The 23,468-nt window shown below is 71.7% G+C and carries 19 protein-coding genes and 1 pseudogene; 5 read left to right on the forward strand and 15 right to left on the reverse strand.

What is annotated here, in order from left to right:
* Window positions 1-196: 196 nt before the first annotated feature.
* A complete protein-coding gene (gene nsdA, locus LG395_RS29185) occupies window positions 197-1,675 on the reverse strand; it encodes a transcriptional repressor NsdA (RefSeq protein ID WP_171152443.1) in 1,479 nt (492 codons plus the stop codon).
* 458 nt (window positions 1,676-2,133) lie between these two features.
* Here nsdA and LG395_RS29190 point away from each other — a divergent pair, with 458 nt between their 5' ends.
* The gene (locus tag LG395_RS29190) at window positions 2,134-2,796 is read left to right on the forward strand and encodes a bifunctional DNA primase/polymerase (protein WP_171152445.1); all 663 of its coding nucleotides are present in this window, start codon (window positions 2,134-2,136) and stop codon (window positions 2,794-2,796) included.
* 93 nt (window positions 2,797-2,889) lie between these two features.
* Here LG395_RS29190 and ftsY read toward each other — a convergent pair whose 3' ends face one another.
* On the reverse strand, window positions 2,890-4,092 hold the full coding sequence (gene ftsY, locus LG395_RS29195; RefSeq protein ID WP_171152446.1) for a signal recognition particle-docking protein FtsY: 1,203 nt from the start codon (window positions 4,090-4,092) through the stop codon (window positions 2,890-2,892).
* A 168-nt stretch (window positions 4,093-4,260) separates the two neighbouring features.
* Between ftsY and LG395_RS29200 the strand changes: the two genes are divergently transcribed.
* On the forward strand, window positions 4,261-5,721 hold the full coding sequence (locus LG395_RS29200; protein WP_225811761.1) for a cytosine permease: 1,461 nt from the start codon (window positions 4,261-4,263) through the stop codon (window positions 5,719-5,721).
* Between the two features lie 221 nt (window positions 5,722-5,942).
* Window positions 5,943-6,553 (forward strand): annotated as a pseudogene (locus tag LG395_RS41730) (hypothetical protein); the annotation flags it as partial.
* A gap of 148 nt (window positions 6,554-6,701) precedes the next feature.
* On the opposite strand, the gene LG395_RS29210 reads toward LG395_RS41730, so the two are convergent.
* From LG395_RS29210 to LG395_RS29225, 4 genes are all read right to left on the reverse strand, one after another.
* A complete protein-coding gene (locus LG395_RS29210; protein WP_171152450.1) occupies window positions 6,702-8,120 on the reverse strand; it encodes a sugar porter family MFS transporter in 1,419 nt (472 codons plus the stop codon).
* Window positions 8,121-8,321: 201 nt separating this feature from the next.
* Window positions 8,322-11,990 carry an SMC hinge domain-related protein gene (locus LG395_RS29215; protein ID WP_225811763.1) on the reverse strand — a complete coding sequence of 1,223 codons (3,669 nt, stop codon included), beginning with the start codon at window positions 11,988-11,990 and terminating at the stop codon, window positions 8,322-8,324.
* Window positions 11,991-12,264: 274 nt separating this feature from the next.
* The gene (locus LG395_RS29220) at window positions 12,265-12,468 is read right to left on the reverse strand and encodes a hypothetical protein (protein WP_030346494.1); all 204 of its coding nucleotides are present in this window, start codon (window positions 12,466-12,468) and stop codon (window positions 12,265-12,267) included.
* Window positions 12,469-12,848: 380 nt separating this feature from the next.
* Window positions 12,849-13,130, reverse strand: coding sequence for an acylphosphatase (locus LG395_RS29225; protein ID WP_171152453.1), 282 nt, complete (start codon window positions 13,128-13,130; stop codon window positions 12,849-12,851).
* A 163-nt stretch (window positions 13,131-13,293) separates the two neighbouring features.
* On the opposite strand from LG395_RS29225, the gene LG395_RS41925 reads away from it, so the two are divergent.
* Window positions 13,294-14,931 (forward strand): CAP domain-containing protein, encoded by a 1,638-nt coding sequence (locus LG395_RS41925; protein WP_443743013.1) that lies wholly within the window; start codon window positions 13,294-13,296, stop codon window positions 14,929-14,931.
* Window positions 14,932-14,958: 27 nt separating this feature from the next.
* On the opposite strand, the gene LG395_RS29240 is transcribed toward LG395_RS41925, so the two are convergent.
* Entirely contained in the window at window positions 14,959-15,543 is a 585-nt protein-coding gene (locus LG395_RS29240; protein ID WP_225811766.1) for a flavodoxin family protein, read from the reverse strand.
* Between the two features lie 137 nt (window positions 15,544-15,680).
* Here LG395_RS29240 and LG395_RS29245 point away from each other — a divergent pair, with 137 nt between their 5' ends.
* Entirely contained in the window at window positions 15,681-16,076 is a 396-nt protein-coding gene (locus LG395_RS29245; RefSeq protein ID WP_171152458.1) for a winged helix-turn-helix transcriptional regulator, read from the forward strand.
* Here LG395_RS29245 and mutM read toward each other — a convergent pair.
* The 8 genes from mutM to recG form a co-directional block, all read right to left on the reverse strand.
* Window positions 16,049-16,909: a bifunctional DNA-formamidopyrimidine glycosylase/DNA-(apurinic or apyrimidinic site) lyase gene (gene mutM, locus LG395_RS29250; RefSeq protein WP_171152459.1), complete on the reverse strand. Its 861-nt coding sequence runs from the start codon at window positions 16,907-16,909 to the stop codon at window positions 16,049-16,051. The genes LG395_RS29245 and mutM overlap by 28 nt on opposite strands.
* Before the next feature lie 160 nt (window positions 16,910-17,069).
* Window positions 17,070-17,894 (reverse strand): ribonuclease III, encoded by an 825-nt coding sequence (gene rnc / locus LG395_RS29255; RefSeq protein ID WP_225811767.1) that lies wholly within the window; start codon window positions 17,892-17,894, stop codon window positions 17,070-17,072.
* 20 nt (window positions 17,895-17,914) lie between these two features.
* Entirely contained in the window at window positions 17,915-18,088 is a 174-nt protein-coding gene (gene rpmF, locus LG395_RS29260) for a 50S ribosomal protein L32 (RefSeq protein WP_003951102.1), read from the reverse strand.
* 2 nt (window positions 18,089-18,090) lie between these two features.
* Entirely contained in the window at window positions 18,091-18,735 is a 645-nt protein-coding gene (locus LG395_RS29265) for a YceD family protein (protein WP_225811768.1), read from the reverse strand.
* A gap of 130 nt (window positions 18,736-18,865) precedes the next feature.
* Window positions 18,866-19,975 carry a F0F1 ATP synthase subunit B gene (locus LG395_RS29270; protein ID WP_225811769.1) on the reverse strand — a complete coding sequence of 370 codons (1,110 nt, stop codon included), beginning with the start codon at window positions 19,973-19,975 and terminating at the stop codon, window positions 18,866-18,868.
* A 57-nt stretch (window positions 19,976-20,032) separates the two neighbouring features.
* Window positions 20,033-20,512, reverse strand: a complete 480-nt coding sequence (gene coaD, locus LG395_RS29275; protein WP_212768390.1) for a pantetheine-phosphate adenylyltransferase — start codon at window positions 20,510-20,512, stop codon at window positions 20,033-20,035.
* Between the two features lie 26 nt (window positions 20,513-20,538).
* Window positions 20,539-21,126: a 16S rRNA (guanine(966)-N(2))-methyltransferase RsmD gene (gene rsmD / locus LG395_RS29280; protein ID WP_225811770.1), complete on the reverse strand. Its 588-nt coding sequence runs from the start codon at window positions 21,124-21,126 to the stop codon at window positions 20,539-20,541.
* Between the two features lie 111 nt (window positions 21,127-21,237).
* Entirely contained in the window at window positions 21,238-23,460 is a 2,223-nt protein-coding gene (recG, locus tag LG395_RS29285; RefSeq protein ID WP_225811771.1) for an ATP-dependent DNA helicase RecG, read from the reverse strand.
* Window positions 23,461-23,468 lie beyond the last annotated feature (8 nt).

Genomic DNA, 23,468 nt, shown 5'->3' on the forward strand with positions numbered 1-23,468 from the left:
CGCCCTGTGTGTTACGCGTCGATGAAGTGCGGGGTGTCCGGGCCGCGCGATCGTTATCGTGGCGCAACCTTCCGGACGGGGCCCGTTCGCGGACACGAGCCGGCCGCGGCGGGCCTTCCGATGACCTGGCATGGGGGAGCCGAGTCGGGCAGTTCGGGAGGACCGGCCGCGGCCGGGGTTTGGGGTGCTGTGGTTCTCAGACGGCTTCGGCGTTCTCCGGGAGGTCGACGGCGAGCTGGTCACTGAGGTCGATGACGGCGGCGAGGTCGCCGTAGTCGCGGACGGCCGTGTCGACCGTCTTTCGGATACGAGTGTTCACACGCTCCGAGCGGACCTTCTTGGCGATCCCCATGGCGCGCGTGGCGTAGGTCGTGCTCTCCTCGGGCTCGCGCTGGAGCAGGTGCACGGTGGCCATGCCGATGAGGTTGAGCGCGTAGGACCGCTGGTGTTCGGAGTCGTCGGCGAACAGCTCCACGGCCCGCCGCATCAGCGGCTCGGCGAGGGAGGCGTAGGCGGGGCTGCGCCCGGCCACGTAGGCGAGGTCGCGGTAGGAGTGGGAGTTCTCCCCGTGCAGCTCGGCCTCGGAGAAGAAGCGGATCCAGTCCGGGTCCGGCTCGTCCCACTCGTCGACCTCGGCGAAGGTGTCCTCGGCCATGCGGACGGCGCGCTTGGTCTTCCCCGGCTGGCCCATGTTGGCGTAGGCGCGGGCCTCCATCGCATACAGCATCGACTGGGTGCGCGGGCTCGCGCAGTCGCGGCTGCCGTACTGGGCGAGGTGGATCAGCTCCAGGGCGTCCTCGGGCCGGCCGAGATGGATCATCTGGCGGCTCATGCTGGACAGGATGTACGAGCCGAGCGGCTTGTCCCCGGCTTCCTTGGCCGCGTGCAGGGCGAGCACGAAGTACTTCTGGGCGGTGGGCTGGAGACCGACGTCGTACGACATCCAGCCGGCCAGCTCGGCCAGTTCGGCGGCGACCTTGAACAACTTGCGGGTGGTGGCCTCGGGCTGGGGCTCCTGGAGCAGGTCGGTGACCTCGTGCAGCTGGCCGACGACCGCCTTGCGGCGCAGGCCGCCGCCGCACTGGGCGTCCCACTGGCGGAACATGCGCGTGGTGGACTCCAGCAGCTCCAGCTCCGGCCGGGACAGCCGGCCCGGCCTGCGCGCGTCGAGGGCGCTCTGCGGCTCGGGCGGGGCCGGGGAGGCCGGGGTGGGCACCAGCCAGCGCTGCATGGGCTCGATGAGGGAGGGACCGGCGGACAGCGCGAGCGAGGTCCCGAGGAAGCCGCGCCGGGCGAGCATCAGGTCGCTGCGGGAGAACTCGCCGAGCAGGGCCACCGTCTGCGGGCCCGTCCAGGGCAGGTCGACCCCGGAGGCGGCGGGCGACTGACGGGCGGCGCGCAGGCCGAGGTCCTCGATGGAGACGACACAGCCGAAGCGCTCGGAGAACAGCTCCGAGAGGATGCGCGGGATGGGTTCGCGCGGGTTCTCGCCGTCCAGCCAGCGACGCACCCGGGAGGTGTCGGTGGAGATGTGGTTGGCACCCAACTGGCGTGCCCGGCGGTTCACTTGGCGGGCCAGCTCGCCCTTGGACCAGCCGCTGCGCACGAACCACGAACCGAGCAGCTCGTTGGGGCGCTTGTCAGCGTGTGTCCCGCTTCCGCCGTTGCCGCCCACTGGAACGCCCCCATCCCTGGAACCACTTGTCGCCCGATGCGCCAAGCCCTATCAGAATGCCGGTAAATACGGCCTCCCGTCCGCCGGTTCTCACCCTTCGAACAGTGTGACGACTTGCCTCCGGCATACCCGCGAGTGCATGTGCCCCGGGGACTCGCACACTCACAGTAATCCTACGATCACCCGTCCAACCACAGGGATCCCTGAAACGCCACCATTCGCCACCCCTTCGAATGAACTCACGGTGGCCGGGGCGCGATTCACTTGACATAGGACGGCCGGAAGTGGGCGGAGTGATGCACCCAGGGGCGCGTTTCCCTCTGGCGCGCCACCCTTCGCACCCCAAGGCGCCGCCTTGGCGCCGCGTCGCCGCGGGGAGGCGGAGCCGTAGCGTTACGTTCCGCTTCCGTTTCACTCCGTGGCGTGACCATCGGCGCGCTGGACCCGTTGGAGGGGGTATGGGCTTCACGATCGGCGGCATCCGTGAGATCCGCTCCGGCACGCGTCGGCGCGGCCGGTCCGCGGAGTGCACCGCCGTCGCCGAGTTCACCGGGCTGTGGGGCTGGGACGTGGTGCCGGGGGCGCGGGCCGCGGGCGGCGTCTGCTCGTGCGGGCGGCCGGACTGCCCGGCGCCGGGCGCGCATCCGCTGGGCTTCGCCCCGCCCGTCGCGGCCGGGGCCACGCTGGACGAGGTGGGCAAGGCCTGGTCGGAGTTCCCGGGCGCCTCGGTGATGCTGCCGGTGGGCCGGGCCTTCGACGTCATCGAGGTCTCGGAGCCGGCCGGCCGCCGCGCCCTGGTCCGCCTGGAGCGGATGGGCCTCCCGCTCGGCCCGGTGACCGCGACCCCCGACGGCCGCGCGCACTTCTTCGTCGCGCCCGGCGCCGCCGCCGACCTCCCCCGGCTGCTCTACCGCATGGGCTGGGACGACCCGGGCGCGCTGGACCTGCGCGGCCTCGGCCCCGGCACGCACATCACCGCCCCGCCCTCCGACCGGGGCGGCCTGGGCCCGGTGCGCTGGCTGCGCCCGCCCGCGCTGGACTCGGCGACGCGACCCCCGGCGGCCCGGCTGCTGCTCGGCACGCTGGCGTACGTGGCCCACCGGTCGCGGGCCAGGGCGTAGGCCCTCCCACGACGAAGCTCCCGTCCCCGACTGCACCTCGGGGCGGGAGCTTCTTGGTGGCCGCGCGGCCACCTGTCGGTGTCCGCGGGTGGTTCACTCTCCGATGAGCGCGTCCACGAACGCCTCCGGCTCGAACGGCGCGAGATCGTCCGCGCCCTCGCCGAGCCCGACCAGCTTGACCGGAACGCCCAGCTCGCGCTGGACCGCGACGACGATGCCGCCCTTGGCCGTACCGTCCAGCTTGGTCAGCACGATGCCGGTGATGTCCACGACCTCGGCGAACACACGGGCCTGCACCAGGCCGTTCTGGCCGGTGGTGGCGTCCAGGACGAGCAGCACCTCGTCCAGCGGCGCGTGCTTCTCGACCACGCGCTTGACCTTGCCCAGCTCGTCCATGAGGCCGGTCTTGGTGTGCAGGCGGCCGGCGGTGTCGATGAGGACGACGTCGACCCCCATCTCCTTGCCCTCCTTGACCGCGTCGAAGGCGACGGAGGCGGGGTCGCCGGCCTCGGGGCCGCGCACGGTGTAGGCGCCGACGCGCTCGCCCCACGTCTGGAGCTGGTCGGCGGCGGCGGCGCGGAAGGTGTCGGCGGCGCCGAGCACGACGGTGCGGCCGTCGGCGACCAGCACACGGGCGAGCTTGCCCGTGGTGGTGGTCTTGCCGGTGCCGTTGACGCCGACGACCATCACGATGCCCGGCTTGCGGTCCTCGGGCTCGGTCCTGACCGTGCGGTCGACGTCGGTGCCGATCAGCTTGAGCAGCTCCTCGCGGAGCAGGACCCGCAGCTCCTCGGGGGTGCGGGTGCCGAGCACCCGGACGCGTTCGCGCAGGCGCTCGACCAGTTCCTGGGTGGGCTGCACGCCGACGTCGGCGGTGAGCAGCGTGTCCTCGACCTCCTCCCAGGTGTCCTCGTCCAGGTGCTCGCGGGAGAGCAGCGTGAGAAGGCCCTTGCCGAGGGCGTTCTGCGAGCGGGACAGGCGGGTGCGCAGGCGGACCAGCCGGCCTGCCGTGGGCTCCGGGATCTCGATCCCGGGAGCCTCGACCACGGGAGGCTCCTCGACGACGACCGGTGCGGGGCCGCCGGGAAGATCCACCTCCTCGATCGTCCGGCGCGGTTCGTCGCGCGGCGTCTCGGCCTCGTCGCCGACGTGCGGCTCGGCCGGGGGCGCGGTGATGTCGGGCGCTTTGGGGGGCGGCGGGGGCAGCGGCTTCCGGCGCCGGCTGCCCACGATCAGCCCGCCGAGCGCGCCGAGCACGACCACGGCGATGACTACAGCAAGGATGACGGTTTCCATAACGCGTCCAGTATCGGCCATGGGGTGTCCGCGAACCCCGTTTGTGGCTTCCTCCGAGAGACAAAGGCCACGTATCGATGGGAGTGGGAGCAAAGTACGATGGTGGGCGCGCTGTTGACGCGCGTAGAGTCCCCTCGTCCCTGTCCCCCCACGTCTGGCACCTCTTTCATGACGAAAACCGTCGAGACCGAAGGCGCTCTCGAAACGCGCGGTATCGAACAGGTCCCCGACCACGAGCGCACGGCGAAGACCCGGGAACTGTTCCCCACCTGGGTCGGCGCGAACATCAGCGTGCTGCTGCTGACGATGGGCGCGAGCCTGGTCGTCGCGTACCACCTGAACATCTGGCAGGCGCTGGTCGTCGCGGTGGCGGCACCGGTCGTGTCGTACGGCCTCGTGGGGCTGATCGGCGTCGCGGGCAAACGGGGCGGCGCGCCCGGCATGGCGCTGTCGCGGGCGGTCTTCGGGCAGCGCGGCAACCTGCTGCCCGGTTCGCTGATCTGGGTCGCGCGCTGGGGCTGGGAGACGATCAACGCGGTGACCGGCGCCTACGCGATGCTCACCATCCTGGACATCCTGTTCGGCGTCAGGGCGAACAGCGTGCTGGACATGGTGACGCTGCTGGTGTTCGTCGTCGCGACCTTCGCGATCTCCGGGCTGGGCATCAACGCCGTGCAGCGGTGCAACAAGTACGCGACCTACCTCTTCGGCGTCTTCTCGGTGCTGGTCCTGGCCTATCTGGTGGCGAACACCAACTGGTCGAGGGTGATGGACCACAGCGCCGGCTCCACGGCCGCGGTGATCACCGGCATCGGCATGATCGCGGCCGGTGGCGTCAGCTGGATCCCGTCGGCGCCGGACTTCACCCGCTACCTGCCGCGCACGGCGTCCTCGAGGGCGATCGTGGGTACGGCGGTGGGCGGCGCCGGTGTCGTCGTGCTGCCCATGGTCCTGATGGGCGCGGTGATGGCCGTCGGCACGCCGGACCTGGCCTCGGCGAGCGACCCGGTGTCCTTCCTCGGCGAGATCCTGCCGACCTGGATCGCCGTGCCGTACCTGTTCATCGCGCTGATCGGCATGCTGCTGATCAACTCGATGTCGATGTACTCGGCGGGCTTCACCGCGCAGACCCTGGGCTTCAAGGTGCCGCGGCACTGGGCGGTCTCCGTCAACGCCGTGATCTCGCTGGTCTTCGGCGGGGTGCTGATGCTGGTGGCGACGAGCTTCATGGGCTCGTTCATCGCCTTCCTGTCGCTGCTGGCCGTCGCCTTCTCGGCCTGGGTCGGCGTGTTCGGCGCGGACATGTTCCGCCGCACGGAGTACGACGGCCGGGCCATGGCCGACACCACCCGCACCAGCGCCTACTGGTACCGGGGCGGCTTCTCCCCCGCGGCCGTGGCCGCCTGGGCGGTCGGCCTGGTGTCGGGCCTGATGTTCACCACCTTGGACTGGTTCACCGGCCCGCTCGCGAGGAACAACGTGATCGGCGAGTACGGCCTCGGCTGGGTCGCGACGATCGTGATCTCCGGCGGGCTGTACCTGGTGCTGCCGAAGCCGGCGACGGCCCGCCCGGCCGGGACTGCCGAGCCGGCCCGGGAGCGGGAGACCGTCGGCGTCCGAGGCGCCTGAGCCGGACGGTGCGCTCCCCCGCCCGGCGGGCCCCGCACCCTCCCCGGGCAGACCGCCCTCATGCTGGGCGGCGCACTCGCCCGGCAGCCCGCCCGGCCACGCCCGAACGAGGGCCCCTGGGCACGGGTCCGGCCGTCCCGCACCCCTGTCTCCCCGGCCTCGGACACCTGACGGCAGCCAAGGTCCCCCTCCACCGCAGCGCACCGGAGGGGGACCTTCCCATACCCGCCGCGGTCGTCCGTTTCCATCTCGTCGCGCCCGGCGCCGGTCCCACGGCCCTCCACGCCCGGTGCTGGTCCCGTGCGGACCGAGGAGCACCACGGCGGCCGACGACGACTGGCTGCCGGCGCCGTTCGGCTTCGCGGGCGCGGTGTTCGGAGCGACCCGTCGGATCCCGGTGACGGTGTCGGCGGACATCGGCCCGCTGCGGCCGGCGGAGAGATGGCCGTACACCGACCCGCACCCGCCGCTGCCGGCCGGCGGGGCCTGCCCTTCTTCCCGAGCGCGCACCCGCCGAGCTGGAGACGCACTACGAGGGGAAGCTCACCGAGTACGGCACCGGGGGCCGGACCATGATCCCGGCGGCCCAGACCCCGCTGCCGCACCTCGCCGGGGACCCGGACCGGAGGTGGGCCGAGGCCGAGTACGGCGGGCACTTCCCGAGCGAGGCGCGGACGTACACCTCCTGGCAGTCGGGCGGGGTCCGCTAGGGCCTCTCGTTTGGATCACGCCGGGCTCGCGGGGTCTGGTGCCGCATTCGCCGGCGGGCGGCACGCCGGCGGACGAGGGCCGGCGCAGCCTCCGGCTGTTCGCGCGGCGGGTCCTTCCGGCGCCGGCGGACCGAGCCGGGCCGTCCGGCCGTACGACACCGCCGCCCCCGGTCCGGGCAGTGGCCGGGCCGGGGGCGGCGGACGGTTCGAGGAGAGGGGCAGCGGGGACTTGGCCCTTCTCCCCGAGTTCGGGGCGCCTCGCTACGAGGCTCAGCCCATCTCCTCCAGGGACTTGCCCTTCGTCTCCTTGACGAACTTCAGGACGAACGGGATGGAGAGCGCGGCGAAGACGGTGTAGATCACGTAGGTGCCGGAGAGGTTCCAGTCGGCCAGCGACGGGAAGCTCGCGGTGATGGCCCAGTTGGCGATCCACTGCGCGGCGGCGGCCACGCCCAGGGCGGCGGCACGGATCCTGTTCGGGAACATCTCGCCGAGGAAGACCCAGACGACCACGCCCCAGGAGAGGGCGAAGAAGAGGACGAACACGTGGGCGGCGATCAGGGCGACCCAGCCCTGGGTGCTCGGCAGCTTGCCGTCGACCAGGTGGGAGCTGAACGCCCAGGCCTCCAGGGCCAGGCCGACGACCATGCCGATCGAGCCGATGAGGGCGAGCGGCTTGCGGCCGACGCGGTCCACGAAGATCATCGCGATCACGGTGCCGATGATGTTGATGATCGACGTCGTGAAGGAGTAGAAGAACGAGTCCGTCGGGTCGACGCCGACCGACTGCCACAGCGTCGAGGAGTAGTAGAACGCGACGTTGATGCCGACGAACTGCTGGAAGACCGACAGGCCGATACCGATCCAGACGATCGGCTTGAAGAAGAAACCGCCGCCGAGCAGGTCCTTGAACGTGGACTTGTGCTCGCTCTTCATCGCGTGCTCGATCTCGGCGACGCGGGCGTTCAGGTCGACGTCCTTGCCCTCGACCTCGGCGAGGATCTCCTTGGCGCGCTCACGCTTGCCGACGGAGAGCAGGAAGCGCGGGGACTCGGGGATCGCGAAGGACAGCAGGCCGTAGAGGACGGCCGGGACGACCATCACGCCGAGCATGACCTGCCAGGCCTCCAGGCCCATCAGCTTGCCGCGCTGGTCGCCGCCGGCGGCGTTGAGCAGGCCCCAGTTGACCAGCTGCGAGATGGCGATGCCGACGACGATCGCGGCCTGCTGGAAGGAGCCGAGCCGGCCGCGGTAGGCGGGCGGGGCGACCTCGGCGATGTAGGCCGGGCCGATGACGGAGGCCATGCCGATGGCGAAGCCGCCGACGATGCGCCAGAAGGCGAGGTCCCACAGCGCGAAGGGCAGCGCGGAGCCGACGGCGCTGATGGTGAAGAGGACGGCGGCTATCTGCATGCAGCGGATGCGGCCGATGCGGTCGGCGATGCGGCCGGCGGTGGCGGCGCCGATGGCACAGCCGATCAGGGCGATCGCGATGACCTGGGCGAGGGCGGCGGACCCGACGTCGTAACGGTCGCGGATGGCCTCGACGGCGCCGTTGATGACGGAGCTGTCGTAGCCGAAGAGGAAGCCGCCCATGGCGGCAGCCGCCGCGATGAAGATGACGTGCCCGAGATGATCGGGGTGAGCCGTCCCGGCTCCTGACTGAGGTGCCTGCGCTGTGCTGGTCACGTGTAACTCCTCGGGCCACGGCAGCGCTGCCGCGGGTGGGGGCGAGCCCTTCTAGGTAGGACCTGAAGGTAAAAGCAACGTTGCAGAGACTATGCCTTCAAGTTTCGAAGTCAATAGTTCAACAGCTGTGACTTTTCAGATATGCCGATGCCCTCTGTGTTCAATTCTTGAACGCAGAGTCAGTTGATCTTGAAAGGTCGGCTACCGGAGGCGCTGGGAGATGACCTTCGAGACACCGTCACCCTGCATGGAGACGCCGTAGAGCGCGTCGGCCACCTCCATCGTGCGCTTCTGGTGCGTGATCACGATCAGCTGCGAGGTCTCCTGCAACTCCTGCATGATCCGGATCAGCCGCTGGAGGTTGGTGTCGTCCAGCGCGGCCTCGACCTCGTCCATGACGTAGAAGGGGCTCGGCCGGGCCTTGAAGATCGACACCAGCAGCGCGACGGCCGTCAGGGAACGCTCGCCGCCCGACAGCAGGGAGAGCCGCTTGACCTTCTTGCCCGGCGGGCGCGCCTCGACGTCTACGCCCGTGGTGAGCATGTTGTCGGGGTCCGTCAGGATCAGCCGGCCCTCGCCGCCGGGGAAGAGGCGGCCGAAGACCCCCTCGAACTCCCGGGCGGTGTCCCGGTAGGCCTCGGTGAAGACCTGCTCGACACGCTCGTCGACCTCCTTCACCACCTGGAGCAGGTCGGCGCGGGTCTTCTTCAGGTCCTCCAGCTGCTCGCTGAGGAACTTGTGCCGCTCCTCGAGCGCCGCGAACTCCTCCAGCGCCAGCGGGTTGACCTTGCCCAGCTGCTGGTACGCCCGCTCGGCCGCCCTGAGCCGCTTCTCCTGCTCGGCCCGCACGAAGGGGCGCGGCTGGTTGCGCGGGTGCTCCGGGTCCTCGGGCAGCTGCTCGCCGTCGGCGGGGGGCGAGGGCGGCACGAGCTGGCGCGGCCCGTACTCCGCCACCAGACCCTCCGGCTCGACACCCAGCTCCTCCAGCGCCTTGGTCTCCAGCTGCTCGATGCGCAGCCGCTTCTCCGCACCGAGTACCTCGCCCCGGTGAACTGAATCCGTCAACTTGTCGAGTTCGGCCTTCAGTTCACGACCCGCCGTACGGGCGGCGGCCAGCTCCTGCTCGCCCCGCGCCTTGGCGGCCTCGGCGGCGGAACGCTCCTGCTCCGCCCGGGCGAGGGACACCTCGACGTGCGCGAGCAACTGCCGGGCCCCGGAGGCGACGGCTTCCGCGACCTCCGCCTCGTGCCGCAGCCGGGCCCGGCGCTGCTCGGCACGCGCGCGTGCCTCGCGTTCGGCGCGGGCCGCCCGGTCGAGCGAGTCGGCGCGTCCGGCGAGCCCCTTGACCCGCTCCTCGTGCGTACGGACCTGGAGGCGGGCCTCCATCTCGGTCTGCCGCGCGTTGGCCCCGTCGGCGGCGAGCCGGTCGCGCACCGAGGTGTCCGGCTCCTCCTCCACCGGCATCTCCTCGGCCACGGCGAGCCGCTCGGCCAGTTCCTCGGCCTCCTGTACGGCCTTCTCCAGCGCCTCCTGCGCGCGGGCCGCCGCCGCGGCCGACCGCTCGGCCTCCCCGGCGGCGCCGCGCGCCTGCCCGGCGAGCCGGCCGAGCTGCTGGGCCACGGCCGACTTCTCGCGGTCTGCGGTGCGGCGGCGCTCCGCGAGCTCCTCCACGAGGGCCGCGGCCCGCTCGCGGTGCCCGGCCGCGGCCCTCTGGGCCTCGGCCAGCTCCCGGCAGCGCACCTCAAGCTCGGCCAGCTCGGCCGCGGCCTCGTCGACGGACGCCTGCACCTCCAGCAGGCTGGGCGCGCCCGCCGATCCGCCGTGGGCGAAGTGGGCGCCGAGGAGGTCGCCCTCGGCGGTGACGGCGGTCAGCTCCGGGTGTGCGTGGACCAGGGCCTCGGCGTCGTCGAGGGTGTCGACCACGACGATGCCGGCCAGGAGGCGGCGGACGGCGGGCATCAGCTCGGCGGGTCCGCGGACGAGGTCGGCGGCGAAGCGGGTGGCGAGGGTGCCGGTGGGTCGCCGGCCGGGTGCGGGTCGCTCGCGGCTGGGCTCGGGGTTCCCTGCGAGGGCCGGCCCGCCGTGGTCGGGTGCCGGTTCGTCATGGTGGCTCGCGCCGTTCCCCGCGTCCCTGGCGGGAGCCTGCTCCGGGGCTCCCGCCAGGAGGAAGGCCGCTCGGCCGCCGTCCTGTTTGCGCAGGAGGTTGATGGCCTCGGCCGCTGCCGCGGGGGTCGTCACGGCGAGGGCGTCCGCCGCTGTGCCGAGGGCCGACGCCAGCGGGATCTCGTAGCCCGGTGTGATCGCCAGCAGCTCCGCCGCGGGGCCGAGGAGTCCGGTGAGGCGGTCCCGGGCGCCGAGCAGTATGCCGGTGCCGTCCTTGCGGCGCAGGCCCAGCGCCAGCGCCTCGTGGCGGGCCTGGGTCGCGGCACGGCCGCGCTCGGCGGCGGTCAGTGCCTCACGGGCCGTGGCCAGGGCGGCCTCGGCCTCCGCCAGCCGCCGTCTGGCCGTCTCGTGCTGTTCGGCCAGGTCGGTGTCGCCGGCGTCAAGTCCGTCGACCTCGGCCTGGAGGGCCTCGTACTCCTCCTGGGCGCGGACGGCGCGTTCCTGGGCCTCGTCGCGGGCCGCGGCCAGCCGGTCGATCTCGGCCTGTGCGGACGCCGCGCGCGAGCGGGCCGCGTTGACCTGCCCGGACAGACGCGCCAGCCCTTCGCGGCGGTCAGCGATGGCACGGGCGACGTCCTTCAGCCGGCGTTCCTCGACCGCCAGTTCGCGCTCCAGTTCGGCGCGGTGGGCGACCGTGTCGTCCAGTGCGTGCTGAGCGGCTTCGAGGGCGGCCTCCAGCTCGGCCTCCTGCTCACGGATGCGGGCGGCCTCGCGCTCCAGGTCCTCCGGGTCCCGGCCGCGCCGCTCGTCCGGGGGCGCGGAGGTGGCGCTCTTGACCCGGGCGTCGGCCAGCGAGATCGTGCCGCGCACGCGTTCGGCCAGCTGGGACAGCTCGTACCAGGTCTGCTGGGCGCGCTGCAGGCGCGGGGTGAGCCGGCGTACCTCGTCCTCCAGCAGGGCCTCGCGGTGGAGGGCCTTCCTCAGTTCCTCCTCGGCGGTCTCCTTGCGCTCCTTCAGGGCGGCCTCGTCGGCGATCTCGGCCCTGAGGGCTTCGCGCAGCCGGACGAGGTCGTCGGCGAGGAGGCGCAGGCGGGCGTCGCGGAGGTCGGCCTGGATGACGGCGGCCCTGCGGGCGACGGCGGCCTGCCGGCCGAGGGGCTTGAGCTGGCGCCGCAGCTCGTCCGTCAGGTCCTGCACGCGTGCGAGGTTGGCCTGCATCGCGTCCAGCTTGCGGAGCGCCTTCTCCTTGCGCTTGCGGTGCTTGAGGACCCCGGCCGCCTCCTCGATGAAGGCGCGGCGGCCCATGGGGTCGGCGTGCAGGACGGAGTCGAGCTGGCCCTGGCCGACGATGACGTGCATCTCGCGGCCGATGCCGGAGTCGGAGAGGAGTTCCTGGATGTCCAGCAGGCGGCAGGTGTCGCCGTTGATCTGGTACTCGCTGCCGCCGTTGCGGAACATGATCCGCGTGATGGTGACCTCGGCGTACTCGATGGGCAGCGCGCCGTCGGAGTTGTCGATGGTCAGGGACACCTCGGCGCGGCCGAGCGGCGGGCGGCCGGTGGTGCCGGCGAAGATGACGTCCTCCATCTTGCCGCCGCGCAGCGACTTGGCGCCCTGTTCGCCCATGACCCAGCTGAGCGCGTCCACGACGTTGGACTTGCCCGAGCCGTTCGGTCCGACGACACACGTGATGCCCGGTTCGAACCGGAGCGTGGTCGCCGAGGCGAACGACTTGAACCCGCGGAGGGTCAGGGCCTTGAGGTGCACGCCGCTGGACTCTACCCGGCGCCGCCATCTCACTCCATGAACCCTCGCGACCGCGCGGTTTCGCTCGTGACCATGCAGGGCACACCAGATGTTGAAGAGCGTGAAAGGATGCGCGGGCCAAGAGGTGGCCGTCGGGGGAAGGCGGGGGAAAGAACGAAGGGACGCCGAAGCGTCCCTTGCAACTCTGACGGCTGGATCTCAGCCGTCCGATCAACTGAGCGGTTGATACGGGCAGCCCGATCGTTGCGACTGCTGTCGTGGAGCGATGCAGCGATCAGGTGAGCGCAGGCTCCGCCTGGTGTGCGTCGATGCTCTCCATGATCCTGTCCTGAGAGGCGGCGGCCGTCAGCGCTTCGTTCTCCGCCTGGATCCGTCCGAGCTCGGACTCCAGGTCCTGGACTCGCTGCTGAAGCCGTCGCATCTCGGCGAGGAGTCGAGGGTCGGAGCCGCCGACGTAACCGAGAAGCGCCTTTGCCATGATGGATGGTCCTCCACACTGAGTGACCGACCGATGCGGTGTGGGTCGTGAGGGATTCGCACCCGTGGTGCTTGGCACATCCGGGTGTTGCTCTGGTGTTGCTCCATGCCAAACAGCTAAGGTGCGCGGGGCTTTCAGCGTCTCACCAAAAAGTTTGACGGTCAACACGATCACGCCCTGTATTGGCGGGCGAACCGGGGCGCGCGGCCGGTGAAGCGGCGGCGCTGCGACTCCTCCGGGCCCTCAGGGCGTGGCGACCAGCAGTAAGTGCGGAGCCTGCCACGCCACGCCCGTCTTGGCAACCACCAGGGCGTTTCCGTCTCCGCATGTGCCCCCGGCAGCTTGCCACGCGCCGGCGAGCGGGCCGGAGCCGCTCCGGATCAGCGGATGGCGAAGCCGTCGTAGCCGCCCCGCGGTGTGTCCCAGATCTCGGTGACACCGTCCACACGCCCGGGCGTGTCGCTGCCCTGGAGCCAGTCCAGGAGCCCCTCGCAGCCCTCCCGCGGCCCCTCCGCGACCACCTGGACCCGGCCGTCGGCCAGATTGAGAGCAAAACCACTCAGCCCGCCGATCTCCAGCGCCTTGGCGCGCGTGAACCAGCGGAATCCCACGCCCTGCACGTGTCCACGCACCCAGGCGATCAGTCGTACTTCCTCGCTCATGGGTGCAACCTAACCGGCCCGTGTAGGCCGGGACACACCGTCCCCGAGCGGCATGGGGTACCGTCCGAACCCGATGCATTTCATATGAAAATCACTTGATCGAGTGATTTGGTTGGCCAGAGGGAGCCGCTCGCCACGAGTCGCTCGCCGGGACTCACGCGCCGTGCAGGCGCCGGTCAACCGCAGGCACGAGGAAGAGGGCAGGGACATGGGACGCCACCGACGCTCCGCCGCCGGCCGCGCCGCCACGGGCCACGCCACAGGGACCGACCACACGCAGCACCCGGGATCCGGGGGCGACGGCACCGAGCACCCGTCCGCGGGGGAACGGCGGGTGCCGATGGGCATCGCGCCCTACCTGAACCCGGAGGCCTACGCCGACGCCACGGCCAAGGCCCGGGAGTACCTGTTCGCGACGGACGACGGGCCGGGGCCGGGCGTGCCGGCGCAGGGCTCCGGGTCCGGCGGCGCCGGCTCCGCGAGCGGCGGTCTCACCCCGTCCGGCGGTCCGTCCGGTGAGCACCGGCGGTGGAACGGGCTCGGCCGGCCGGTGCGCGCGGGTCTGCTCGGCGCGTCCCTGGTCGTCGGCCTCGGCGCGATCGCGGTGGCCACGGGTTCCATACCGGGCTTGGAGCAGTACCAGCTCGGCGGCAGTACGCACGCCTCCGGCGGGGACCGGGTGCGGACCGCTGCCGCCCCCAGCAACACGGCCGGCGAGCAGGGCGGCACGTCGGGCCGCGCGGAGGTGTCCGCCGGCCCGTCCGGCAGCGGGGAGGGCGCGCGCGCCGGCGGGTCCACGAGTCCGTCGCCGTCACCGTCGTCGTCCGCCCCGCGCGCCTCCTCCACGCACTCCTCCCCCACGCGCTCCCCCTCGGCCTCGCGCCCCACGGCCCCGCCTGCCGCGCAGCCGAAGGCCCCCTCGAAGCCGGAGGTTCCCTCCAGGACCGCGGCCCCCTCGAAGCCGAAGGCCCCCTCGAAGACCGCGGCCCCGGCGAGGACAGCGGCTCCGGGGAAGACGGCGGGGCCGGGGAAGACGGCGGGGCCGGGGACGCCGAAGAGCCCTTCGAAGACGGCAACGCCCCCTCGCACGAGCAACCCCTCGAAGACGGCAACGCCCTCCCGGACGAGCAACCCCTCGAAGACGGCAACGCCCTCCCGGACGAGCAACCCCTCGAAGACGGCAACGCCCCCTCGCACGAGCAACCCCTCGAAGACGGCGACCGCGAAGCCGGCTCCGACCAGGACGGCGCCGAGGAGCACCCCCTCATCGCCGGCCAAGCGGCCCGCGCCGCACAAGCCGCCGGCGCCCCCCGCGCCGGCCAAGCCGAGCGCACCGCCGCGACCCGCGGCCCCGAAGGCCACCCCGTCGCCCACGCCCACCACGGCTCCGACGCGGACTTCCGCGCCGGTGACGGTGTCGCGGGAGGCCGTCGCCGAGGCGCAGGTGCTGAAGCTCGTCAACGACGAGCGGGCGAAGGTCGGGTGCAGCCCGCTGGCGGCGAACTCCTCGCTGACGAATCTGGCCGAGGTCTTCAGTGACGACATGGTGGCGCGCGGCTACTTCAGCCACACCGACCCGGACGGCAGGACGCCGTGGGACCGGGCGGCGGCGGCCGGCGTCACCGGTCTCGGCGGCGAGAACATCGCCCGCGGCCAGGCCGGCGCCGCGGCCGTGACGGCGGCCTGGATGAACAGCCCCGGCGACCGCGCCAACATCCTGAACTGCGGCTTCAAGACCCTCGGTGTCGGCGTCCACTTCGGCCCCGGCGGACCGTGGTGGACGCAGGACTTCGGTTACTGAGCCGAGCCCGCCGCGCCGCGGGAGGCGCTACGCGGCGACGCGTCCGCGGGTGAAGATCCTCGCCGTCTCCGTCACCCGGCGCCCCAGGTGTTCGGCGGTGGCCAGGTCGGCCTTGTGGACGCCCTCGGGGCCCTGGTCGTTGTTGCTCTGGGCGGCGGCGCCGGCGAAGAAGCCGAGGCGGTTGAGGTCGTTCTCGGACGCGGTGCTGCTGTTCCAGCCCGGGAGCAGGCCGAGGTTGACCCAGTGCATGCCGTGCTGGGCGGCGAGCGTCTGGAAGAACTGCAGGGTGTGCAGCTTGTCGCCGCTCTTGGAGGCGGAGTTGGTGAAGCCGGCGGCCAGCTTGTCCTTCCAGTCCTGGCCGGACCAGCGGCTGGAGGTCGCCTCGGCGAAGACGTGGAAGGCGCCGGAAGCGGTGCCCATGTAGGTGGGCGAGCCGAAGATGATCACGTCGGAGCGGTCCAGCGTCTCCCACTGCTCGTCGGTGATCCCGTCCACCTTGACCAGGTGGACCTCGGCACCGGCGTCCAGGGCGCCGGCGCGGACGGCCTCGGCGAGGACGGCGGTGTGGCCGTAGCCGGAGTGGTAGGCGATGGAGACGACGGGGGTGGTCATGGGGACTCCTCGAAAGGGGCAGCGTTACGCGGCAGCTCAAAGAAGTGAGCAGCTCGTGAGCAATAACCAAAGGAAAGCACTAACCAGAAGTTAGTGCAACCTGGTGGAGAGCGCTGTGCGGGCGTACTCTTGCCGGTATGACCGTCACCACCCAGGACCACGAGGACCTCGCGTACAACGTCTTCGCCAAGGCGTGCCCGTCACGGGGCACGCTGGAGCACGTCACCGGCCGCTGGGGCGGACTGACGCTCGGCGCGCTGTACGAGGGTCCGCTGCGCTTCAACGAACTGCGCCGGCGTGTGGACGGGGTGAGCGAGAAGATGCTGTCCCAGACGCTGCACGCGCTGGAACGCGACGGCTTGGTGCACCGCGAGGCCCAGCCGACGAACCCGCCGCGCGTGGACTACGAGCTGACGGCCCTGGGACGGCAGGTCGCCGAGCGGCTGCTGGCGCTCATCCACTGTGTGGAGGGCGCGATGGACGACGTCCTCGCGTCCCGCGCGCGTTACGACGAGACGCGCGGCGCCCTCTGACACCTGGGGCAGAAGTAGCTGGACCGGTTCATCCAGGGGCGCCGGCGGATGGGGGTGCCGCAGCGGCGACAGGGCTCGTTCTCCCGGCCGTAGGCGTCCAGGGAGCGGTCGAAGTAGCCCGACTCGCCGTTGACGTTGACGTACAGGCTGTCGAAGCTGGTGCCGCCGACGGCGAGGGCCGCGTTCATCACGTCGCGGATGTGACCGAGGAGTTCCGCCGTGAGCGGGCGGGTGAAGTTCGCCGTGGGGCGTTCGTAGTGGACGCGGGCGCGCCACAGCGCCTCGTCCGCGTAGATGTTGCCGACGCCGCTGATCAGCGACTGGTCCAGCAGGGCCCGCTTGATGGTGGTCCGCTTGCGGCGCAGCGCCTGGTGGAAGGCCTCGTCGTCGAAGAGCGGGTCGAGTGGGTCGCGTGCGATGTGCGCGATGACGTCGGGCAGGCCGTCGGGGGTGTTGTCGTGCAACGACAGCCCGCCGAAGGTGCGCTGGTCGACGAAACGGAGCTCGGTGCCGAGGGAGTCGGCGAACCGCACGCGGACGCGCAGGTGCTTCTCGTCCGCCGCGTCGTGCGGCTGGACCAGCAGCTGGCCGCTCATGCCGAGGTGGGCGAGGACGGACTGGTTCGTCTCCTCCAGCGGCAGCCACAGGTACTTGCCGCGCCGCCGGGGCGTGCCGACGTGGTGGCCCTTGAGCCGGTGCGCGAAGTCGTCGGGCCCGGCGACATGCCGGCGTACGGCTCGCGGGTGCAGCACCTCGGTCTCGGCGACGGTCCGGTGAGCGACCCAGCGCTCCAGGCCCCGGCGGACGACTTCGACCTCGGGCAACTCGGGCACGGCACTCCTTCGGGCGACTGCGGAAGAGCTGAGGGCAGGGTATCCCGGCACCCGGCCGGCCCACCGGGCCGGTGCCCCACGTCGAAGCCGTCGCGCAACGGCCGAGCGCCCGGCCCGCGGGAGGCGGGGCGGGCGCTCGGGTGGTGCCGTTCAGTTCCGGTCAGGCGGTGGCGGACGACGCGTCGTCGTCCCTGGCGGCCTGGCTGCCCCTGACGGCCTCGTCGGCCGTCTCCTTGATGGGCTCCTTGGCCACCTTGGCCCGCTCGTCCGCGGCGGCCCGGATGGCCCGCCAGGCGGACTCGGCGGCCTGCTGCTCCGCCTCCTTCTTGCTGCGGCCGGTGCCGGTGCCGTACGAGACGCCCCCGACGCGGGCGGCAGCAGTGAAGGTCTTCTCGTGGTCGGGGCCGGTCTCCGTGACCAGGTACTCGGGCACGCCGAGCCCCTCGATCGCGGTGAGCTCCTGGAGGGACGTCTTCCAGTCCAGGCCGGCACCGAGGTTGGAGGACTTCTCGATCAGCGGGTCGAACAGGCGGTGCACCAGTTCGGAGGCCGCGTCGAGGCCCTGGTCGAGATAGACCGCGCCGATCACCGCTTCGAGGGTGTCGGCGAGAATGGATGCCTTGTCCCTGCCGCCCGTGCCCTCTTCACCCCGGCCGAGCCGGATGAAGGCGCCCAGGTCGAGGCCGCGGCCGACCTCCGCCAACGCACGCGAGTTGACCACCGCGGCCCGCAGCTTGGCCAGCTGGCCTTCGGGCAGGTCGGGGTGGGTGCGGTACAGCGTGTCCGTGACGACGAGGCCCAGCACGGAGTCCCCGAGGAACTCCAGGCGCTCGTTCGTCGGCAGACCGCCGTTCTCGTACGCGTAGGAACGGTGGGTCAGCGCTCGCACCAGAAGGGCGGACTCGACCTGGTAGCCGAGCCGCCCTTCCAGAAGCGTGTGGGACGAGGCCTGGTTGTCCGCAGAGGTTTTCTTCGGTGTGGACACAGTGCCTCTCACCAGCCCGCTCAGACTTCGAGGACCTGGCGCTTGTTGTAGGTGCCGCAAGACGGGCACGCGATGTGCTGCTGCTTGGGCTCGTGGCAGCGCTCGCACGCAACCAGGGTGGGGACCGCAGCCTTCCACTGCGACCGGCGGTGGCGCGTGTTGCTGCGCGACATCTTCCGCTTCGGAACAGCCACGGCTACTTCTCCTGCTTCTCGTCGACGCCCGCTTCGGCGCCGCTCATCTCGTCCTTCTCGCCGTCCGTCGTCGAACCGGCGAGTCCCTGCAAAGCCGCCCAACGGATGTCGACGGCGTCATGGTGGTGGTCCGGGTCGTCCGCGAGCCGTGCTCCGCACTCGGAACACAGGCCCGGGCAGTCGTCCTGGCACACCGGCTGCATCGGCAGTGCGAGCACCACCGCATCGCGCAGCACGGGTTCGAGGTCGAACAGGCCGTCCTCGAGGAAGAACCTGTCCTCGTCGTCCTCGGCGTCGTCGCCCGGTTCCGCGATCACACGGCCCCGGTCGTCGGCGTCAGGGTACGAGAACAGTTCCTGGAAGTCCGCTTCGAGCTCAAGCTCGACCGGCTCAAGACACCTTACGCACTCCCCCTCGGCCGTTGCACGGGCGGTGCCTGTGACAAGCACACCTTCCATGACCGACTCGAGACGGAGTTCGAGTTCCACCGGGGTGCCTTCCGGCACTCCGATGACTCCCTGGATACCGAGATCCCGGGGAGCGTCGATCTCGCGGGTCAGGCGCTGCAACGCGCCAGGACGCCGACCCAGCTCGCGCGTGTCGAACACGAGGGGGTTGCGGTGGTCGAGGCGGGCGTTGGGAGCCATTCCTGCTTTCGGTCTTCGAACTCGAAGGGACGCCACCCGTCGGTGTTCCGGGCAGCGGTGATCGCGGACATACGCGCGACCGAACAGCCAGGATACTGGACCTTTCGCTCAGCGCCCAATCCGCCCCGGGCTACAGCCCCCGGCCCTGCTCGTACGCCCTGAGCTGCTCCGCGCTGATCATGCTCGTGTCGAAGAGGCTGGTCTCGTCGAGGGCGTAACCCTGCTGGTCCTGATGGGGCGCCTGCTGCTGGGCCTGGTGCGGGTGCGGGTCCTGCTGGGGGTCGTAGCCGCTCTGCCGGGCGTCGTAGCCCTGGAAGGGGTCGCCTCCCGCCGGGGCGTAGCCGGAGGCGGCGGAGTACGGATCGGCCTGCTGGTAGCCGTACGGGTCCTGCTGCGGGGCGTACTCCGGCTGCTGCGGGAAGCCCGCGTACGGGTCCGGCTGCTGCTCGTAGCCGTAGGCCGGCTGCGGCTCGTACGACGGCTGGGGCGGCTCGGGCTGCCGCTGTGCCGCGCGGTCGCTGTCCGCGAGGGCCGCGAGGTCGGCGAGGTAGTCGGCGTCGCTGGAGTGCTGGAAGGTCGTGGTGTCGTCGGCGAGGGCGCCGAGGTCGTCCGTGGCGATCCGCCCGTGCAGCTTCTGCCGGCCCCGGCCGACGGCCTCCAGGGTCTTGGCGAGGACCGCCTCGAAGGCGCCGAGCTTGGCGTCCACGTAGGCGTCGGCGTTGTGGCGCAGGGTCTCCGGGTCCTGGCTGCGCTCGGGGGCGTCCTCGTCCTCGTACCCGTTCTCGTCCAGGCCCGGGCCGGTGCCGAGGAGCTTTTCACGGCCCCGTCCGACGGAGCCGAGGGTCTTGGTGAGCACGACCTCGAAGTTGGCGAGCTTGGAGTCGACGTAGTCGTCGGCCTCGGCGCGGATCTCCTCGGCCTCCTTGCGGGCCTCGGCGAGGATCCGGTCGGCCTCGGCCTGGGAACGGCGGGCGATCTCGGTGTCGGAGATCAGCGATCCGCGCTCGGCGTGCGCGTTCTCGATGATCCGCTCGGCCTCCAGCCGTGCCTGCTCGACCATCTGCTCACGGTCGCCGATCAGCTCCTGGGCCTGGGCCAGGGAGCCGGGCAGCGCCTGGCGCACCTCGTCGAGCATCGCGAGCAGCTCGGCGCGGTTGATCACGCACGACGCCGACATGGGCATGGCCCGGGCACTGGAGACCGCCGAGACGATCTCGTCGAGCTTCTTCTGCACGTCCACCTGTGCTCGCCACTCTCTACAGCCGGGTTGGAGACGGACGGGACGACTGTAGCCCCATCATCCCTTGGCGAGGCGCTTGTTCAGCGCCTCCAGGACCTCGGCCGGCACCAGGTGGGAGACGTCGCCGCCCCAGGCCGCGACCTCCTTGACGAGGGAGGAGGAGAGGAAGCTGTAGGTGGGGTTGGTGGGCACGAACAGCGTCTCCACGCCGGTGAGCCCGTTGTTCATCTGCGCCATCTGCAGTTCGTAGTCGAAATCGCTGACGGCCCGCAGGCCCTTGACGATGGCGGGGATGTCGCGCTGCTTGCAGAAGTCGACGAGGAGGCCGTGGAACGCCTCCACCCGGACGTTGGCGTACTCGGCGGTGACCTGGCGGATCAGCTCGATCCGCTCCTCGATCTCGAACAGGCCCTTCTTGGACTTGTTGATCATCACCGCGACGTAGACCTCGTCGTAGAGACGGGAGGCCCGGGCGATGATGTCGAGGTGTCCGTTGGTGATCGGGTCGAACGACCCGGGACAGACGGCGCGGCGCACTTGTGATCCCTCGCTCTCCGGTCCGGTCATCGTGCGTCTTCGCACGTAGAGGCGGCGCGACCGTACCAAAACGTTCCCTCGCCGTAGCGCCGGGACCGAATGGGCTTAAAGCCGTCCGGCCAGTGGAATTCGCCGCCTCTGGTGCTGCGCTCCACGGTGACGAGGGCTTCTTCGGCGAGCCAGCGTTCCGAGCGGAGTGTGAGCAGGATCTCCCGAAGATCGTCGTCCGTGACGGCGTACGGGGGGTCGAGGAAGACGAGGTCGTAGGGCTCCTCCGGTGCGGCCTGCCTGACGACCTGTTCCGCTTTGCCCGTTCTGACCTCGGCGCCGGGCAGGCCCAGGTTCCTCACGTTCTCCCGGACGGTCCGCGCGGCCCGGGCGTCCGCCTCGACCAGCAGGACGTGGCGCGCGCCGCGGGACAGGGCCTCCAGGCCCACGGCGCCCGAGCCGGCGTAGAGGTCCAGGACCCGTTCGCCGTCCAGGGGGCCGCCGAGGAGGGACTGCCAGGTGGAGAAGAGGCCCTCGCGTGCACGGTCGGAGGTCGGCCGGGTTCCGGTGCCGGGCGGTACCGAGAGGCGCCGTCCACCGGCGGCACCGGCGATCACGCGGGTCATGGGGGGTCCTTCTCCGTGGGCGGCTTTACGGTTCATTGTGGCTGGTCGCGCCCGCGCGGTGGTAGCCGCGTACGGACGACGGGCCCGCGCCCCTCCAGGGGCGCTCCCGCCTCAGCCCTTCTCCAGGTACTGCTCCCTGTCCTCGTCCAGGAGGGCGTCCAGCGCGGTGCGCAGGCCGGGCAGGTGCTGTAGCTCCGGGTCGGCCGCGACCACCGCCGTCGCCTCCTGCCTCGCCTCGGCGATGACCTCCTCGTCCTCGATGACCGCCAGGACCCGCAGACTGGAGCGGGCGCCGGACTGGGCCTGGCCGAGGACGTCGCCCTCGCGGCGCTGTTCGAGGTCGATGCGGGAGAGTTCGAAGCCGTCGAGGGTGGAGGCGACGGCGCCGAGGCGCTGGCGGGCCGGGCCGGCCTCGGGCATCTCGGTGACCAGGAGGCACAGGCCCGGGGCGGAGCCACGGCCGACCCGGCCGCGCAGCTGGTGGAGCTGGGAGACGCCGAAGCGGTCTGCGTCCATGATGACCATGGCCGTGGCGTTGGGGACGTTGACGCCGACCTCGATGACGGTGGTGGCGACCAGGACGTCCGTCTCCCCCGCGGCGAAGCGGCGCATCACGGCGTCCTTGTCGTCGGGGTGCATCCGGCCGTGCAGCACCTCCACCCTCAGGCCCTTCAGGGGGCCGCGGGCGAGCTGGTCGGCCACGTCGAGCACGGCCAGCGGGGGGCGTTTGTCCGCCTCGTCCTGCGGGGGCTTCTTCTTCCCGGACTTGCCCGGGTCGTCCTCCTCGTCCCCGATCCGCGGGCAGACCACGTACGCCTGGTGGCCGTTCGCGACCTCCTCGCGGACCCGTTCCCAGGCGCGGGCCAGGAAGTGGGGCTTGTCGGCGGCCGGGACGACATGGCTCGCGATCGGGGAGCGGCCGGCCGGGAGCTGGTCGAGGACGGAGGTCTCCAGGTCGCCGAAGACCGTCATGGCGACCGTGCGCGGGATGGGGGTGGCGGTCATGACGAGGAGGTGCGGGGACCGCCTCTCCCCCCGGGAGTGCGCCTTGCCGCGCAGCGCGTCGCGCTGTTCCACGCCGAAGCGGTGCTGTTCGTCCACCACGACCAGGCCGAGGTCGTGGAACTGGACCTTGTCCTCGATCAGGGCGTGGGTGCCGATGACGATCCCGGCCTCGCCGGTGGCCAGGTCCAGCAGGGCCTGACGGCGGGCGGCCGTGCCCATGGAGCCGGTGAGCAGGACGACCTTGGTGGCGTGCTCGGCGCCGCCCAGCATGCCCCCCTCGGCGAGTTCGCCCATCATCTCGGTGATCGAGCGGTGGTGCTGCTGGGCGAGGACCTCGGTGGGCGCGAGCATGGCCGCCTGGCCCCCGGCGTCGACCACGGCGAGCATGGCGCGCAGGGCGACCAGCGTCTTCCCGGAGCCCACCTCGCCCTGCAGCAGGCGGTGCATCGGGTGGGCGGTGGCGAGGTCGGCGAAGATCTCCTCGGTGACCTTGCGCTGGCCCTCGGTGAGGGTGAAGGGCAGGCGGTCGTCGAAGGCCGCGAGGATGCCGTCCGGGCCGGGGACGCGGGGGACGGCGGGAAGCTGGGTCTCGGCGTGCCGGCGGCGGGCCAGGGCGACCTGGAGGACGAAGGCCTCGTCCCACTTCAGGCGGGCGCGGGCGTCGGCGATGTCGGCCTTGGTGTGCGGGCGGTGGATCTTGAGCAGGGCCTCGGGGAGCGCGAGCAGGCCGCGGCCCTCGCGGAGGGTGCCGGGCAGGGGGTCGAGGGCTTCCTGGGCGCTCGGCAGGACCGTCTGCACGGCTTTGCCGATCTTCCAGGACTCCAGTTTGGCGGTGGCCGGGTAGATGGGGATCAGGGCGCCCGCCCAGGTCTCGACGGTCTCCTCGCTGTCGCCTCGCAGCAGCTCGTAGGCGGGGTGGGCCAGTTGGAGGCGGCGGTTGAACACGGAGACCTTGCCGGCGAACATCGCGCGGGTGCCCGGCAGCAGCTCCTTGTGGGGCTTGTGCACGCCGTTGCCGAAGAAGACGAGCTGGAGCCGGCCGCTGCCGTCGGTGATGGTGACCTCGAGGCGCTGGCCCTTGCCGCGGGGGGCCTTGGCCGAGGCGAAGGTGTGCAGGCGGGCGTCGGCGACCTGGGCGACCACCGTGACGTGCTCGTCCATGGGGAGGTCGGCGAGGTGCGTGAGCTGGCCGCGCTCCTCGTATCTGCGCGGGTAGTGGTGGAGCAGGTCGCCGACGGTGTGCAGGCCGAGGTGCTCGGCCATCACCTTCGCGGTGGCGGGGCCGAGCACCTTCTTGAGCGGTTCTTGCAGTGCGGGCACGAGATCCATTGCACACC

The sequence above is a fragment of the Streptomyces spinosus genome (assembly GCF_020400655.1).
GTDB lineage: Bacteria > Actinomycetota > Actinomycetes > Streptomycetales > Streptomycetaceae > Streptomyces > Streptomyces argyrophylli.